The organism is Bradyrhizobium sp. USDA3516 (assembly GCF_057651995.1).
This window is the reverse complement of record NZ_JBYGYN010000005.1, coordinates 473,613-488,137: the sequence shown is the minus strand read 5'-3', so window position 1 is coordinate 488,137 and position 14,525 is coordinate 473,613. Positions and strand designations below refer to the sequence as shown.

General features: G+C 65.2%; 14 protein-coding genes. 2 read left to right on the top strand and 12 right to left on the bottom strand.

The features are described 5' to 3' along the window. Positions 1-10: 10 nt before the first annotated feature. Together AC24YW_RS19290 and AC24YW_RS19285 are read right to left on the bottom strand one after the other, a co-directional pair. Positions 11-1,723, bottom strand: a complete 1,713-nt coding sequence (locus AC24YW_RS19290; RefSeq protein WP_487484189.1) for a sulfatase-like hydrolase/transferase — start codon at positions 1,721-1,723, stop codon at positions 11-13. A 210-nt stretch (positions 1,724-1,933) separates the two neighbouring features. Then, positions 1,934-2,587, bottom strand: coding sequence for a TetR/AcrR family transcriptional regulator (locus tag AC24YW_RS19285; protein ID WP_487484188.1), 654 nt, complete (start codon positions 2,585-2,587; stop codon positions 1,934-1,936). Positions 2,588-2,693: 106 nt separating this feature from the next. On the opposite strand from AC24YW_RS19285, the gene AC24YW_RS19280 reads away from it, so the two are divergent. Then, positions 2,694-3,314: a hypothetical protein gene (locus AC24YW_RS19280; RefSeq protein WP_487484187.1), complete on the top strand. Its 621-nt coding sequence runs from the start codon at positions 2,694-2,696 to the stop codon at positions 3,312-3,314. A 225-nt stretch (positions 3,315-3,539) separates the two neighbouring features. Here the strand turns inward: AC24YW_RS19280 and ilvC are convergent, their stop codons facing one another. The 8 genes from ilvC to miaA form a co-directional block, all read right to left on the bottom strand. Then, on the bottom strand, positions 3,540-4,559 hold the full coding sequence (ilvC, locus tag AC24YW_RS19275; RefSeq protein ID WP_060735242.1) for a ketol-acid reductoisomerase: 1,020 nt from the start codon (positions 4,557-4,559) through the stop codon (positions 3,540-3,542). Between the two features lie 133 nt (positions 4,560-4,692). Then, positions 4,693-5,295: a LysE family translocator gene (locus AC24YW_RS19270; RefSeq protein ID WP_487484186.1), complete on the bottom strand. Its 603-nt coding sequence runs from the start codon at positions 5,293-5,295 to the stop codon at positions 4,693-4,695. 7 nt (positions 5,296-5,302) lie between these two features. Then, a complete protein-coding gene (locus AC24YW_RS19265; protein ID WP_487484185.1) occupies positions 5,303-6,178 on the bottom strand; it encodes an EamA family transporter in 876 nt (291 codons plus the stop codon). A gap of 48 nt (positions 6,179-6,226) precedes the next feature. Further along, complete coding sequence (locus tag AC24YW_RS19260; protein ID WP_487484184.1) at positions 6,227-6,922, bottom strand: class I SAM-dependent methyltransferase; 696 nt, start codon at positions 6,920-6,922, stop codon at positions 6,227-6,229. 3 nt (positions 6,923-6,925) lie between these two features. Beyond that, entirely contained in the window at positions 6,926-7,468 is a 543-nt protein-coding gene (ilvN, locus tag AC24YW_RS19255) for an acetolactate synthase small subunit (protein ID WP_487484183.1), read from the bottom strand. A gap of 23 nt (positions 7,469-7,491) precedes the next feature. Beyond that, complete coding sequence (locus AC24YW_RS19250) at positions 7,492-8,463, bottom strand: threonine dehydratase (protein WP_487484182.1); 972 nt, start codon at positions 8,461-8,463, stop codon at positions 7,492-7,494. A 4-nt stretch (positions 8,464-8,467) separates the two neighbouring features. Beyond that, positions 8,468-10,243, bottom strand: a complete 1,776-nt coding sequence (locus AC24YW_RS19245; protein WP_487484181.1) for an acetolactate synthase 3 large subunit — start codon at positions 10,241-10,243, stop codon at positions 8,468-8,470. 327 nt (positions 10,244-10,570) lie between these two features. Next, the gene (gene miaA, locus AC24YW_RS19240) at positions 10,571-11,512 is read right to left on the bottom strand and encodes a tRNA (adenosine(37)-N6)-dimethylallyltransferase MiaA (protein ID WP_487484180.1); all 942 of its coding nucleotides are present in this window, start codon (positions 11,510-11,512) and stop codon (positions 10,571-10,573) included. A gap of 11 nt (positions 11,513-11,523) precedes the next feature. Here miaA and serB point away from each other — a divergent pair, with 11 nt between their 5' ends. Then, complete coding sequence (gene serB, locus AC24YW_RS19235; protein WP_487484179.1) at positions 11,524-12,429, top strand: phosphoserine phosphatase SerB; 906 nt, start codon at positions 11,524-11,526, stop codon at positions 12,427-12,429. Positions 12,430-12,593: 164 nt separating this feature from the next. Here the strand turns inward: serB and AC24YW_RS19230 are convergent, their stop codons facing one another. Both AC24YW_RS19230 and AC24YW_RS19225 read right to left on the bottom strand, forming a co-directional pair. Beyond that, positions 12,594-14,111 carry a Do family serine endopeptidase gene (locus tag AC24YW_RS19230; protein WP_487484178.1) on the bottom strand — a complete coding sequence of 506 codons (1,518 nt, stop codon included), beginning with the start codon at positions 14,109-14,111 and terminating at the stop codon, positions 12,594-12,596. 141 nt (positions 14,112-14,252) lie between these two features. Beyond that, positions 14,253-14,459, bottom strand: a complete 207-nt coding sequence (locus tag AC24YW_RS19225; protein WP_057747247.1) for a DUF2065 domain-containing protein — start codon at positions 14,457-14,459, stop codon at positions 14,253-14,255. Positions 14,460-14,525 lie beyond the last annotated feature (66 nt).

The window sequence follows — 14,525 nt, the reverse complement described above, 5'->3', positions numbered from 1 at the left end:
AAGCGAGAGGCTACAGCCCCCGGATCATCCCCGCGTCGATCAACAGCCGGTTCAGCCGCCGCGCCTCGGCACCGTCCTTGCAGCCGTAGAAGATGCCTTTGCAGCGGAGCATGATCTCCTTCTGCTCGGCAAAGGACGGGTCGAGCGGGATGCCGGCGGCTTCCTGAACCACCAGCGGCAGATATGGACCGTCGATCGTGTCCATCACGGCCTGGCTTCCGACCGGCTCGAAATTGATGGCATCGATGGCGTAATAGGTCGCGTAGAGGCGTGCATCGTAGGTGTCGAGCTTCTTGCCGATCGCGCCCTCGTCGAGCCCGGGCTCGAGGATGGCAGCCGCAAACTCCGGCTGATGATCGCCGTAGCGCACGATCAGGAATGGCTCGCCCGGAAAGCTCTTCTTCAGACCGGCAACGAACGCCTTGTACTGCTCGGCGCTCATGGTCTGGCGGCGCAGATATTCATCGATGGACGGCACATTGCCCGGCGCGCGCCAGTTCGGCAGCAAATCGGGACGGAAGCGGGTCTCCCAGGGGAAGTGGTTGGCACCGAGATAGATGAAGGCGAACAGCGGCTTGTTCGGTGGCTGCTGGCCGATCAGCTGAAGCGCCTTGTCGTAGAAGAAGCTGTCGGGCTCGACATCCTTGGCGCCCAGATCCTTGGAATCGAGGAAGCGCTCGATTCCCGTCGTCATCTGGAAGCTGCGCGCGCCCATGAAGCCGCCATGGGCGGGATAGAGCGACAGCGTGTCGTAGCCGCAGCGGCGCAGCGCCAGCGGCAGTCCGCGCTCGACCCGGTTCGAGGCGATGCGCGTAACGAAATAGGCGAAGCGGCCGAACGAACGCGAGGAGAGCCCTGCGAACACGTTGTATTCGGTGAACCAGCTCGGCCCGCCGTTGCTCTCGGCGAGGAACGTCCGCTGCTTGCCGTCCCACGATTTGAAGTGGTCGCCATAGCGCGGCGGCACCTTGATGCCCTGGGCGGCGCGGATGTCGAAGCTCGATTCATCATGGATCAAGATGATGTTGGGCCGGCGGCCCGCCGGGTGGCAGGCATCGACCAGCGGCATGTTGAGCCGCTCGCCGGTGGAAGCAGACGCCTCCATGAAGCCGTACTGCGCAAAGTCGGAGACGGCCGTGACGCCCGAGCGGAAGAATTTCGAGAGATAGCCGTCATCGTAATAGCCGCGCCAGGCCTCGTCCGGGCGATAGAGCGAATAGCCGACCAGGGCAGCAAGGCAGGCGAGCTTGCAAGCGAGCGCCGGCAGGCGGCGGATGCGGAACGGGTCGAGCCACCACAGCGCGTACATCAGCGGCAGCGTGACGAGACCGGCCAGGATCACCGACCAGCGCAAATTCGGGAAGATCGTGAACAGAAACGCAACGGTGTCGCGGTCGATCATCATCAAGTCGATGAAGTTGACCGTCATCTGCGCGACGTCGTGCTTGAGCCGCGACAGCAGCACCAGCACGACGACCATCGTCAGCGACAGCGCGCCCGACAGCGCGGGGCGACGCAGCAGCGTGATCCAGAAAAAGTTGAGGATTCCCCAGGCCAGCGCGAAGGACAGGCGCGAGCCGAAATCGGTCTCGGTCTCGCACATCAGCGCGAGGGCCGCCAGATGGGGCGCTGCAACCGCGAGCAGCCGCCAGATGCCGAGCGCGGCGACGCTCGCCAGCACGGCGGTCGTGGCAGAAGGACCTGGATTGGGCGCGGACGCCATCGACGACACGCAACTTCTGGTCCGGCGCGGTGATGCCAAGCCTGGCTGGCCGACCTGAAAACGGCCAGGGCGTCCGGAGCAGCCGGAAGCCTGCACCGTGTCATAAAACTGTAACGGAATGGTCAAGGAGAGGCAACGCGCGGCGCGGTCCGACCTTCGCTTAATGTTAGCGGGCTGCGCCGTACGGCGTCGACCAGAGCCGCTGGCCCGCTAGGGCTTTGCGATACCTGCGATGAACAGATCGATCACCCCCTCCGCCATCTGCTCGATCTCGTCCTCCCCGACGCCCCATCGGGGGAAGTGGCCGTCGAGATTCATCCGGGCGAAACCGTAGACGAGGGCGCGCCCGGCGATCTGGATGCGCTTGAGGTCGGCCGACCGCAGCAGGCCTTGAGCTGCCGCATCACCCAGCATCTGCTCCGTCAGCGCGATCAGCTCGGCATTGTCTCGCGTCAGCTCCGGCGAGCTGCCATGAGCAAAATAGCGCCCGGTCGAGATGATCTCGAAATGCGCGGGATTGCGCATCGCCCAACGCAAATAGGCGAGACCGAAGGCGCGGAAGCGGACGAGCGGATCGGCGGCCGGAGCCTCGCGCAGCGCCGCATCGATCTCGGCGCGAAAGCGCCGCTGCGCCTCCTCGGCTGCGGCCGCCATGAGCGCATCTCGGCTGGGAAAATGTCGGAACGGCGCCCCCGGCGACACCGCGGCCCGGCGCGCGGCCTCCCGGACTGAGACTTCGGCGCCTTCCGCTGCGAGTTGCAGCGCAGCATCGATCAACACACGGCGGAGGTCGCCGTGATGGTACGGCCGGGCTTCGGTGGCGGGGCGGCGGGCGCGCGGCTTGGACGGCTGACGGACAGGCATGGATCCTTCTAGCCTCACCCGAATGTGAATGTAAGCAATGATTACACCGTTGACGGCGCGTTCAACGCCTAATGTAATCGACGATTACATAGAGAGGGAGATCGCCATGTCCGAACGTCGAAGCTGGCTCGAAGGCTGGCGCCTGCTGGCCGTCCTCTGCTTGAGCCTCGTCACCCTCAGCCTATGGATCGCCTCGATGCGGCAGTTCGAAGTCGAGGGCGTTCGGATGGTGATCCGCTTCACGGCACGAAGCTCGCTCCTGTTGTTCTGCCTCGCCTTCAGCGCCGCGGCGCTGGCACGGCTGTGGCCCAATGCCTGGACGCGCTGGCAGAAACGCAACCGCCGCTATCTGGGCCTCAGCTTCGCGGTCTCCCACGCCATCCACGCGGCGGCGATCATGACGTTTGCCGGGATGGATCCGGCCGGATTTGCCGAGGCCACCTCGATGGCCTCCTACATCTTCGGCGGCATCGGCTACGGCTTCATCATCGCCATGAGCGCGACGTCGTTCGACCGCACCGCCGCATTGATCGGCCCGCGCGCCTGGCGGGCCCTGCATCTTGTGGGCGGCTATTACATCTGGCTCCAGTTCATGGTCTCGTTCGGCAAGCGCGTGCCGACGATGCCGCTCTATGCCGCCTTCCTGCTTCCGCTGCTCATCGTGCTGGCGCTGCGCATGATTGCGATGGCCCGCCATCCGCGTGGGCAGACCGTCCCGGCGGGCTGATGCGACGCCCGTATTTGGCAGGAGCCGAGCCGCTCAACTGCGCTCCAGGCCGCGGAAAGATGAGAGAGCGATGTCTCGCCGAGACGAAAAGAGCGAGACCGCTGTTTGCAATCTCGCTCGATCATAGTCGCCAAGTTCCAAGATTTGGCTTGGGGAGCGAAGCTTGAACTTCGCTCGTCATCCCGGCAGCGCGTTGAGCGCGCCCCCGGAATGACGGCGCAGACGTCAGTTCTTGCTCTTGTCGACCAGCGCGCCCTTCTTGATCCAGGGCATCATGTCGCGCAGCTTCGCGCCGACTTCCTCGATCGGGTGCGCGGCGAGCTTGGCGCGGGTGGCCTTGAACGAGGTCTGGTTGACCTTGTTCTCGAGCATCCAGTCGCGGGCGAACTTGCCGCCCTGGATGTCGGCCAGAACCTTGCGCATCTCCTTCTTGGTCTCGTCGGTGATGATGCGCGGGCCGGTGACGTACTCGCCGTATTCGGCGGTGTTGGAGATCGAGTAGTTCATGTTGGCGATGCCGCCTTCATAGATCAGGTCGACGATCAGCTTCACTTCGTGCAGGCACTCGAAGTAAGCCATCTCCGGCGCGTAGCCGGCCTCGACCAGGGTCTCGTAGCCGCCCTTGATCAGCTCGACCAGGCCGCCGCAGAGCACCACCTGCTCGCCGAACAGGTCGGTCTCGCACTCTTCCTTGAAGGTGGTCTCGATGATGCCGGCGCGGCCGCCGCCGACGGCCGACGCGTAGGACAGGCCGAGGTCATGGGCGTTACCCGAGACGTCCTTGGCAATCGCGATCAGGCAGGGCACGCCGCCGCCGCGCTGATATTCCGAACGCACGGTGTGGCCGGGACCCTTCGGCGCGATCATCAGCACGTCGAGGTCGGCGCGCGGATCGAGCAGGTTGAAGTGGACGTTGAGGCCGTGGGCGAACACCAGGGCAGCGCCCTTCTTCATGTTGTCGTGCAGGTGCTCACGATAGATGTCGCCCTGGAGCTCGTCCGGGGTCAGCATCATGACGAGGTCGGCCCATTTGGCAGCTTCCGCAACTTCCATCACCTTGAAGCCGGCGGCTTCCGCCTTCTTGACCGAGCCGGAGTCCTTGCGCAGCGCAATCGCCACTTCCTTGACGCCGGAATCCTTGAGGTTGAGCGCATGGGCATGGCCTTGGCTGCCATAGCCGACGATGGCGACCTTCTTGCCCTTGATCAGGTTCAGGTCGGCGTCGCGATCGTAATAAACACGCATAGGTCGTTTCCTCGTTCAGGGCCGAAATCGGCCAATGGTCAGTGTCCGAAGGGTGAAATTTGCGGATTTCGGGGGCTGTCTAGAGCATTTTCAGCCCTGAGGGAAACCCGTTTCTGCATGGAAATCCGCGACATCATGCATCCATGAAAACGGGGTAGAGGGAGGCCAGCAGCAGGATCGCCATCAGGATGTTGAAGGCGCGCACCAGCCGCTCGGAGGTCAGGACCGGCCGCAGCGCGGTGCCGAACAGCGCCCAGACCACGGTCGAGACTGTGCCGACGACGAGGCTGATCACGGTCTGAATGGCGATGTTGAGCGGGAATTGGGCGATCGCGGCATAGGCGGTGATGGTGCCTATCACGATCACCCAGCCCTTGGCATTGATCCACTGGAACATGGCCGCGCCCCAGAAGGTCATCGGGCCGCGGCCATTCTCCTCGCCCGGCTTGGCCGGACCGGCCATGGCGATCGCGGCCGCGAGATAGATCAGGTAGGCCGCGCCGGCATATTTCAGGATGGTCTGGAGGATCGGATAGGCGAGGAACACGGAGCCGAGCCCGAGGCCGACCGCGGCGACCATGAAGGCGAAGCCGAGCACGATGCCGACGATGTGCGGGATGGTGCGGCGGAAGCCGTAGGTCAGGCCGGAGGACAGCAGCATGATGTTGTTCGGCCCGGGCGTGAAGTACATCACGACCATGAAGACGAGGAAGGCGTAGAACAGCGAGTAGGTCATCATCACCTCACGCAGTCTTCGGCAGGACTTGCGGGCGCTTCGCCAGCACCATCACGGCGATCCCGCCGATCACGGTCAGCATGCCGGCGAGGCGAAGCGGCCCGAAGCGTTCGCCGAAGATGATACTGGAGGCCGCCGCGCCCACGAACGGCACCAACAGCGCGAACGGCACCACTTGCGCAGCCGGATAGTCGCGCAAGAGCCGGCCCCACAGCCAATAGGCGATGCTGGTGGAAATGCCGCCGAGCATCAGCATACAGAGCGCCGATGTGAGCGACATGTGCATCAGCGACGTCCAGGTCGGCGCCGGTCCGTTGGCGATCAGCGCCAGCACGAACAGCGGCACGGCCGAGGCGAGGCAGAGCCAGGCGAACAGATCGAACATCGGCACGCCGCGCGCGCCGCGCAGCAGCAGATTGCCGATGGCAAAGCTGAGCGGCGAGACCATCAGAACCGCGAAGGCGCCGACGCTGAAATCATAGCCGACGGTGCCGCAGATCATCAGCAAGCCCATCGCGGCGATGGCGATGCCGAGCGTCTGCACCGGCGTCGGCCGCTCGCCGAATGCGAGCGCGGCAAAGCCGATCGTAAACAGCGCCTGGCTCTGCACGACGACGCTGGTCAGGCCCACGGGCACTCCATGAGCGATGCCGTAGGCCTGCGACAGGAACTGACCGAGGAACAGCGTGAAGCTGATCGCGATCAGCAGTGACCAGGCGACCTTCGGCTTGGGAATGAACAGGCACGGCACCGCGGCGATCATAAAGCGCAACGCCGTCATCAGCTCCGGCGAAAGCTCGTCAAGCGCGATCCGACTGGCCACGAAGGCAAGCCCCCAGATGATCGCCACCATGATGGCGATGAGGATGTCGGCCGGCTTCATTGTTGTTCCGGTTCTGCTTTGTCTCGCAGCCCTGTTTGTTGTTCTTGTCTAGCCTTGCTCGCCGGCTTTCGGTTTCCGCAGCAGATACGTGCCGTGCATCGGCGCGTGATAGTCGGCCGCGACCAGGGTGAAGCCGACGTCGGTCAGCATCCGCTCCATCACCCAGCCGAAGGTGGAATATTCGTCGCGCATGTGGGTCACCACGCCCTCGCGGGAGAAATCGTGGTTCTTGATCTGGAAGTCGGCCCATTGCTCGACGTCACGCTCGATCGCGTCGGGCATCGATGAGTAAACGATGTCGCGGAGATAAAACGTCGCTCCGGGCTTGAGCGCGCGAAAAATCCGCGACATCGCCACCGCCTTCCAGAAGTCCGGCAGGTGGTGCAGCGTGAACTCGCTGACGATGAGATCGTAGGACTCGGGCCGGTAGGCGAAGCTGAGCAGGCCGGCGGATTGGGTGCGCACCGGCGCCTTGCGGTCGCGGGCGTAGATCTCGGCGAGCGCCAGCATGGCCGGCGAAATGTCGATGGCGTCGACGTCGGCCCCCATCAACGCCGCTTCGGTGGCGAGCACGCCGTTGCCGCAGCCGATATCGGCGATGCGCCAGCCGCGCTGGACCCCGAGCATCTTCAGCGCGGCGCGCGCCCGCAGATCGGCATCGTCATTGTTGTCGTAGATCGAGGCCACAGCGGGCTCGATCCCCATCCGGTTCCGCTCGTTGTAGTACCAGTCGCGCGCCAACATGGCTCACATCCCTTCAGGCCCGCGGCCGATCGCGGCAACACCCGTGCGCGACACCTCGACGAGGCCGAGCGGGCGCATCAGGTCGATAAATTGATTGATCTTGTCCGTATTGCCTGTGATCTCGAACACAAAGCTCTCGGTGGTGGCGTCGATGACCCGGGCACGGAACGCATCCGCCAGCCTGAGCGCCTCGACCCGGTGCTCGCCCTGCCCGCGCACCTTGACCATCGCCAGCTCGCGCTCGATCGAGCGCTTGGTCTGGGTCATGTCGACGACTTGGTACACCGGGATCATGCGGTCGAGCTGGTGCTTGATCTGAGCGATCACCATCGGCGTGCCCGTGGTGACGATGGTGATGCGGGACAGATGCTTCTGGGCCTCGGTCTCCGAGACCGTGAGGCTCTCGATGTTGTAGCCGCGCCCCGAGAACAGGCCGATGACGCGCGCGAGCACGCCCGGCTCGTTCTGCACGAGCACCGCAAGCGTATGCGTCTCGTTGGGATCGTGACGGTCCTCGATGAAATAGGCGGATGCGGGCTGGTTCATTGTCGTCCCCTGTTGTCTCTCCGTCACGCCATCGCTGGCGCGTCCGTCCCGACCCAACGGCGGAACAGATCGAAATCGATATTGCCGCCAGACAGCACGAGACCGACGCGCTTGCCCTTCAGCTTGCTCTTTTCCTGCAGCGCCGCGGCCAGCGCGGCTGCGCCGGCGCCCTCGGCGAGATTATGCGTATCGGTCCAGTAGGCGCGGATCGCGGCGGCGACGTCGTCGTCGGTGACCTCAACGATGCGCGAGGCGCCCTTGCGGATCAGCGCGAACGCATCCTCGTCGGGGATGCGCGTCGCCATGCCGTCGGCGTGGGTGTTGCTGGTTTCGGTCGTCACGATTTTTCCGGCCGCGAACGACAGCGCGTAGGACGGCGCTTCCGTCGACTGCACGCCGACGATCTCGGTCTTCAGGCCGAGCAGGTCGCGCGCCATGATGCAGCCGCAGATGCCGGAGCCCTGCCCGATCGGCACATAGAGGATATCGAGGTCGGGCACTGCGCGGAACAGTTCGAGAGCGTAGGTCGCGACGCCAAGAACGAGATCCGGGTGGAACGAGGGCACCATGTGGAGCCCGGCGAACTGCGCGCGGCGCTCGGCTTCCTCGCGTGCCGCCTGAAAGTCCTCGCCGTGCTCGACGAGTTCGGCACCAAAGGCCTTCATCGCGCGGTTCTTCTCGATCGAGTTGCCGCGCGGCACATAGATCACCGCGGGCACGCCGTGGCGGCTCGCGGCAAAGGCGAGGCTCTGACCGTGATTGCCGCGCGTCGCCGAGATGATGCCCGATGTCTTCGGCCGCTCGCGCTTCAGCCGTTCGAGATAGACGAGGCCGCCGCGCACCTTGAAGGCGCCGATCGGCGTGTGGTTCTCGTGCTTGACCACAACCTCGGTGCCGAGCCGACCTGCGAGCAACGGCCAGGCATGCGCCGGCGTTGCCGGCACCGCCTGCCCAACGATCGCATGTGCGCGTTCGAGCTCTTTCAGGTCGAACATGGCGTCACACCAGCGCCTTGCCGCCGGCAAATGCCTTCGCGGTCGCCTCGTCGTTGGCCTGCTCCGGCAGCAGCATCTCGTTGTGGGCCTTGCCGGAAGGGATCATCGGGAAGCAGTTTTCGAGCGCCGCGACGCGGCAATCGAACAGCACGGGGCGCTTGACCGAGATCATCTCCTTGATGGCGCCATCGAGATCGGCCGGCTTGTGCACCTGAAGCCCGACGGCGCCGTAGGCCTCCGCGAGCTTGACGAAATCCGGCAGCGCCTCCGAATAAGAATGCGACAAGCGGTTGCCGTGCAACAGCTGCTGCCACTGGCGCACCATGCCCATGTACTGGTTATTCAGGATGAAGATCTTGATCGGCAGCTCGTACTGAACCGCCGTCGACATCTCCTGCATCGTCATTTGCACCGAGGCATCGCCCGCAATGTCGATGACGAGGCTGTCGGGATGGGCCACCTGCACGCCGACCGCGGCCGGCAGGCCGTAGCCCATCGTGCCGAGACCGCCCGAGGTCATCCAGCGATGCGGCTCCTCGAAGCCGTAGAACTGCGCGGCCCACATCTGATGCTGGCCGACCTCGGTCGTGATGTAGGTGTCCTTGCCGCGCGTCTGCTCGAACAAGGCCTGGATCGCGTGCTGCGGCAGGATGACGTCGTTGCTCTTCTTGTAATAGAGCGAGTTGCGGGCGCGCCATTGCGCGATCTGCTGCCACCACGACTTGATGTCGGGCTTCTTCGCCTCCGCCTTGAACACCTGGAGGATGTCGCCGAGGACGTTGCCGCAATCGCCGATGATCGGCACGTCGACGCGGATGTTCTTGTTGATCGAGGACGGGTCGATGTCGATGTGGATCTTCTTCGAGCCGGGCGAGAACGCATCGACGCGGCCGGTGATGCGGTCGTCGAAGCGCGCGCCGACGCACAGCATGACGTCGCAATCATGCATGGTCATGTTGGCCTCATAGGTGCCGTGCATGCCGAGCATGCCGAGCCAGTTCTTTCCCGACGCCGGATAGGCGCCGAGACCCATCAGCGTCGAGGTGATTGGAAAACCGGTGACCTCGACCAGCTCGCGCAGGAGCCTGGTCGCCTCGGGGCCGGAATTGATGACGCCGCCGCCGCTGTAGATCACGGGACGCTTGGCGTTCGCGAGCAGCGAAACCGCCTTGCGGATCTGCGTCGCATCGCCCTTCACGCGCGGCGCGTAGGAGCGGTGCACGTCGGACTTGCGCGGGGGATGGTAAGTGCCGGTGGCGAACTGCACGTCCTTGGGGACGTCGACCAGCACCGGGCCCGGACGGCCCGAGGTTGCGACGTAGAAGGCCTCATGCAGCACCTTGGCGAGATCATTGACGTCGCGCACCAGCCAATTGTGCTTGGTGCAGGGGCGCGTGATACCGACGGTGTCGCATTCCTGGAACGCGTCGTTACCGATCAGATGCGTCGGCACCTGGCCGGAGATGCAGACCAGCGGGATCGAGTCCATCAGGGCATCCGTCAGCGGCGTCACCATGTTGGTGGCGCCGGGGCCGGAGGTCACCAGCGCAACGCCCGGCTTGCCGGTGGAACGCGCATAGCCCTCGGCGGCATGGCCCGCGCCCTGTTCGTGGCGGACCAGGATGTGCTGGACCTCGCTCTGCTGGAAGATCTCGTCATAGATCGGAAGCACCGCGCCGCCGGGATAGCCGAAAATGTCGGTCACGCCGTGATCGATGAGTGCGCGGACGATCATCGCGGCGCCGGTCATCTGGTTCGGATCGTGGCTCTTGTCGCTCATTGGCTTGCTCCGGATGCGCTGTTGTCAGCGGCTTCGTTCGTGTCGGGTTCGGGAAATAAAAAAGGCCCCGAAGAGGGCCCACGCACACCGCCTGTCATGTGGATGGCAGCTAGCCACCCCCGGCGGTGTGCCTGGGTACGACGGCGATAAGGAGTTTGGTAATAATGTTACGCATGGCGGCGCTCGGCTTCCCAAAGGTTGCGCGAAACATAGCGGCCAAACCTTGGATGTCAAGGCAGTGCGGCCGTTCCCGCGCGATTTTGGCAGTGTAGCGGTGTTCCCGAATTTCGGCGAGAGGTAAATTCGGGAACCCGGCACAAAAGCGCGTCAGTTGGTGTGCCGTTCCGCCGGCACGGCCGCGGCGAGCCATCCCCTCGCCTCCTCCGGCCTCACCCATTCGAAGTCCGGCAGCTGGTGCCGGAACCAGGTGAATTGCCGCTTGGCGTAGTGGCGGGTATCGGCGCGGCCAATGCTGGCGGCCTCCTCCAGGCTGAGCTCGCCGCGCAGATGCCGGATCAAGGATGGCACGCCATGGGCCTTCATGGCCGGCAGCAGCGGATCGAGATGCCTGGCGGCGAGCCGCTCGACCTCGTCGAGCGCGCCGGCACCCAGCATGGCATCGAAACGGGCATCGATGCGGGCATAGAGCTCGTCACGCTCGGGCGCGAGGAAGACCGCGCGAAATCTGTCCTTGGGCAGCAGCGGCGGCTGTCCCTCCCGCTGCCAATCGAGCAGCGAACGGCCGGTTGCCTCGATCACCTCGAGCGCGCGGGCGATGCGGGTGCGGTCGCGCAGGTTCAATCGCGCGGCCGCGCGCGGATCGCGGGCTGCGAGTTCCGCGTGCAGCGCCTCGACGCCGTTCCGTTCCAGCCGCGCGCGCACATCCTCGCGCAGCTCGGCGGGGATCGGCGGCACCGCGGAGAGACCCGTGGTCAGCGCCTTGAAATAGAGCCCGGTGCCGCCGATGAAGATCGGCAGACGTCGCTGAGCCCTCGCCTCGTCGAGCGCCTTCGCCGCATCGCTTACCCAGGCACCGGCCGAGAAATTCACGGCGGCATCGACGTGGCCATAGAGACGATGCGGCACGAGCGCCTCGTCCGCCGCGGTCGGCCGCGCCGTGATGATGCGGAGGTCGCGATAGACCTGCATGGAATCGGCATTGATGACGACGCCGCCGGCGGCGCGCGCAAGCTCGAGCGCCAGCGCCGACTTGCCGCTGGCGGTCGGGCCTGCGATAAGCACGGCCTTGCTCGAATGCCCCTCGCTCACGAAAACCTCAAATGTCCCTCGTTGCTACGCTGATCTGCAACCCTGACAATCCCGCGCTCGACTCGACCATCGTCGATGGCGCCCGCGCCGTGCTGCCGCAGGCGGCGCCCGCGCACTGGCTGTTCGACGGGGTTGCGGTCGACATTCCCTTCGGCGCCGACAGTAACCTCGAAGGCGACCGCCACGCCATCCAGCAGCGGCTGCGCGAGCTTCGCGGCGACCTGCCCATCGACATCGTCGTGCAGCCTGTCGGCTTCAGGCGCAAGAAGCTTTTTCTCGCCGACATGGATTCCACAATGATCGGCCAGGAATGCATCGACGAGCTCGCCGACTTCGTCGGGGTCAAGGCGCATGTCGCCGCCATCACCGAACGCGCCATGCGCGGCGAGATCGAGTTCGAGCCGGCACTGCGCGAGCGCGTCGCGTTGCTCAAGGACCTGCCGGCCAGCGCGGTCGACGAAGTCCTGGCCAAGCGCATCACGCTGACGCCGGGCGGCCGTGAGCTGGTCGCCACCATGCGCGCGAACGGCGCCTATACCTGCCTCGTCTCCGGCGGCTTTACTTTGTTCACGCGCGCGGTCGCCGCCAAGATCGGTTTCCAGGAGAACCGCGCCAACGAGCTCGTCGTACGAGACGGCAAGTTCACCGGCGAGGTGAAGGAGCCGATCCTGGGCCGGGCGGCGAAGCTCGCGACCTTGGTGGACCTGATGGAATCGTTCGATCTCGACGACATCGACTCGGTCGTGGTCGGCGACGGCGCCAACGATCTCGCGATGATCCAGGCCGCGGGTCTGGGTGTCGCCTATCACGCCAAGCCGGCGGTGGCCGCCGCCGCGGCCGTGCGGATCGATCACGGCGATCTCACCGCGCTGCTGTATGCGCAGGGGTATCGGCGCGAAGAGTTCGTGGAGGGGTAAAGCCTCCCCTCTCGCTGTCATCGCCCGCCCAGTGCGCAATTGCGCACAGGGGCGGGCGATCCAGTATTCCAGAGACAGCGAAGCTAGAACCGAGAAGCCGCGGCGTACAGGATGCCCCGCCTTCGCGGGGCATGACAGTTGAGTGCGGGACGAACAGCGTCCCCTTACTGCACGCTCAGCGCGACGAAGCGCAGCTCGCCGTCGCCGTTCGAGACCAGCAGCAGCACCGATTTCTTGCCGTCCTTCTTGAGCTGATCGACCCGCTTCTGGATGTCGGCGCCGCTCGACACCGCTTCCTGCGCCACCTCGACGATGACGTCGCCGGCGGACAGACGCTTCTCGGCGGCGTCAGAATTGGCGTCGACATTGGTGACGACCACACCCTTGACGCTGTCCTTGATCTTGTAGCGCGTGCGCAGATCCTTGCTCAGGGCTGCGAGATCGAGGCCGAGCGCCTTCTGCGTCACCGGCTTCTCCGGCGCCGGCTCGTCGGTCTTCACCGCCGCCTGCACCTTGTCGGCATCCTGGAGGCGGCCGAGCGTGACCTTCTTGGTTTCCTCCTGCCCCTTGCGGATGATGACGACGTCGACCTCCTTGCCGACCGCGGTGTCGGCGACGACGCGGGACAGGTCCTTCGGGTCCTTGACGTCCTTGCCGTCGAACTTGACGACGACGTCGCCGGGCTCGATGCCGGCGGGCTTGGCCGGGCCCTTGTCGTCGACGCCGGCAACCAGCGCACCACGCGCGGGCTTGATATTGAGGCTCTCGGCGATCTCGTCGGTGACGCTCTGGATGCGCACGCCGAGCCAGCCGCGGCGGAGCTCGCCGAACTGGCGGAGCTGGTCGACGACGCCCACCACCGTCTTCGACGGCACGGCGAAGCCGATGCCGATGGAGCCGCCGGACGGCGAGATGATCAGCGTGTTGACGCCGATGACGTCGCCGTCGAGGTTGAACAGCGGTCCGCCGGAATTGCCGCGGTTGATGGAGGCGTCGGTCTGGATGTAGCTGTCGTACGGCCCCGAGGAGATGTCGCGGTTCTTGGCCGAGACGATGCCCGCGGTCACCGTACCACCGAGACTGAAGGGATTGCCGATCGCGACCACCCAGTCGCCGAGGCGCAGCTTGTCGCTGTCGCCGAACTTCACCGCCACCAGCGGCTTCGTCGGCTTGATCCTGAGCACGGCGAGGTCGGTCTTCTTGTCGACGCCGACCAGCTCGGCCTTGATCTTGGTGCCGTCGTTGAGGATGACGTGGATCTCGTCGGCGTCCGCAATGACGTGGTTGTTGGTGACGACGACGCCCGCGGTGTCGATGATGAAACCGCTTCCGAGCGAATTTGTCTTGCGCGGCGCGCTGTTCTCGCCGCCCTTGCTGCCGCCACCGGGACCCCGGCGGTTCTTGAAGAAGTCGTCGAAGAACTCCTCGAACGGCGAGCCGGGCGGCAGTTGCGGCATGGAGTTGCTGCCGCCCCCCTTGGCTTCGACCGTCTGCGAGGTCGAGATGTTGACGACCGCGTCGATCACCTTCTCGGCGACGTCGGCGATGCCATCCGGTCCACGCGCATGGGCCGGCGCGCCGAACGCGCTGCAAGCACCGACGACAAGCGCGGCCAGCCCAAGTCGCACACCAAGTCGCACACGGCGGCGCGAGCGGGACGGGGCAGTGGTGGCAGCGGTCATTGTGATCTCCAGGCAAAGGGATTCGGCGCCAGACTGCGCTCGAACGGGGGCACGGCGCAAGCGCGGAGCTTAACGGACCTCAAGAGCCCGATAATACGGCGAAAACCAGTCTGGCGCCTTCACTTTGGCGTTGGCCGAGGCCTAAATCGGGCGCCGCATAACCCAGATCAGGATCAGGCCGGCCACGGCCGAGCCGATCCCGACCGCCCGCAGGATGTTGTCCGGCGTGGCGATGGCGCTTTTCATGGCTTTGCGCATCCAGTTTGGACTGGCCGCGAACATCAAGCCTTCGAGGACGAACAGGATGCCTAGGCCGATGAGGAAGTCGGCGAACGCAATGGACCTCATCGGAATGGAACCTCCCGCTATGCTGTTCTTGTCTGGACGAAGGGCGGCGAGATCCGCCGCCCTTGT

What these genes read in the sequence shown, in the direction of transcription:
- AC24YW_RS19290 (WP_487484189.1), bottom strand. Translation starts at nt 1,723, where the DNA reads ATGGCGTCCGCGCCCAATCCAGGTCCTTCTGCCACGACCGCCGTGCTG.
- AC24YW_RS19285 (WP_487484188.1), bottom strand. Translation starts at nt 2,587, where the DNA reads ATGCCTGTCCGTCAGCCGTCCAAGCCGCGCGCCCGCCGCCCCGCCACC.
- AC24YW_RS19280 (WP_487484187.1), top strand. Translation starts at nt 2,694, where the DNA reads ATGTCCGAACGTCGAAGCTGGCTCGAAGGCTGGCGCCTGCTGGCCGTC.
- ilvC (WP_060735242.1), bottom strand. Translation starts at nt 4,559, where the DNA reads ATGCGTGTTTATTACGATCGCGACGCCGACCTGAACCTGATCAAGGGC.
- AC24YW_RS19270 (WP_487484186.1), bottom strand. Translation starts at nt 5,295, where the DNA reads ATGACCTACTCGCTGTTCTACGCCTTCCTCGTCTTCATGGTCGTGATG.
- AC24YW_RS19265 (WP_487484185.1), bottom strand. Translation starts at nt 6,178, where the DNA reads ATGAAGCCGGCCGACATCCTCATCGCCATCATGGTGGCGATCATCTGG.
- AC24YW_RS19260 (WP_487484184.1), bottom strand. Translation starts at nt 6,922, where the DNA reads ATGTTGGCGCGCGACTGGTACTACAACGAGCGGAACCGGATGGGGATC.
- ilvN (WP_487484183.1), bottom strand. Translation starts at nt 7,468, where the DNA reads ATGAACCAGCCCGCATCCGCCTATTTCATCGAGGACCGTCACGATCCC.
- AC24YW_RS19250 (WP_487484182.1), bottom strand. Translation starts at nt 8,463, where the DNA reads ATGTTCGACCTGAAAGAGCTCGAACGCGCACATGCGATCGTTGGGCAG.
- AC24YW_RS19245 (WP_487484181.1), bottom strand. Translation starts at nt 10,243, where the DNA reads ATGAGCGACAAGAGCCACGATCCGAACCAGATGACCGGCGCCGCGATG.
- serB (WP_487484179.1), top strand. Translation starts at nt 11,524, where the DNA reads ATGTCCCTCGTTGCTACGCTGATCTGCAACCCTGACAATCCCGCGCTC.
- AC24YW_RS19230 (WP_487484178.1), bottom strand. Translation starts at nt 14,111, where the DNA reads ATGACCGCTGCCACCACTGCCCCGTCCCGCTCGCGCCGCCGTGTGCGA.
- AC24YW_RS19225 (WP_057747247.1), bottom strand. Translation starts at nt 14,459, where the DNA reads ATGAGGTCCATTGCGTTCGCCGACTTCCTCATCGGCCTAGGCATCCTG.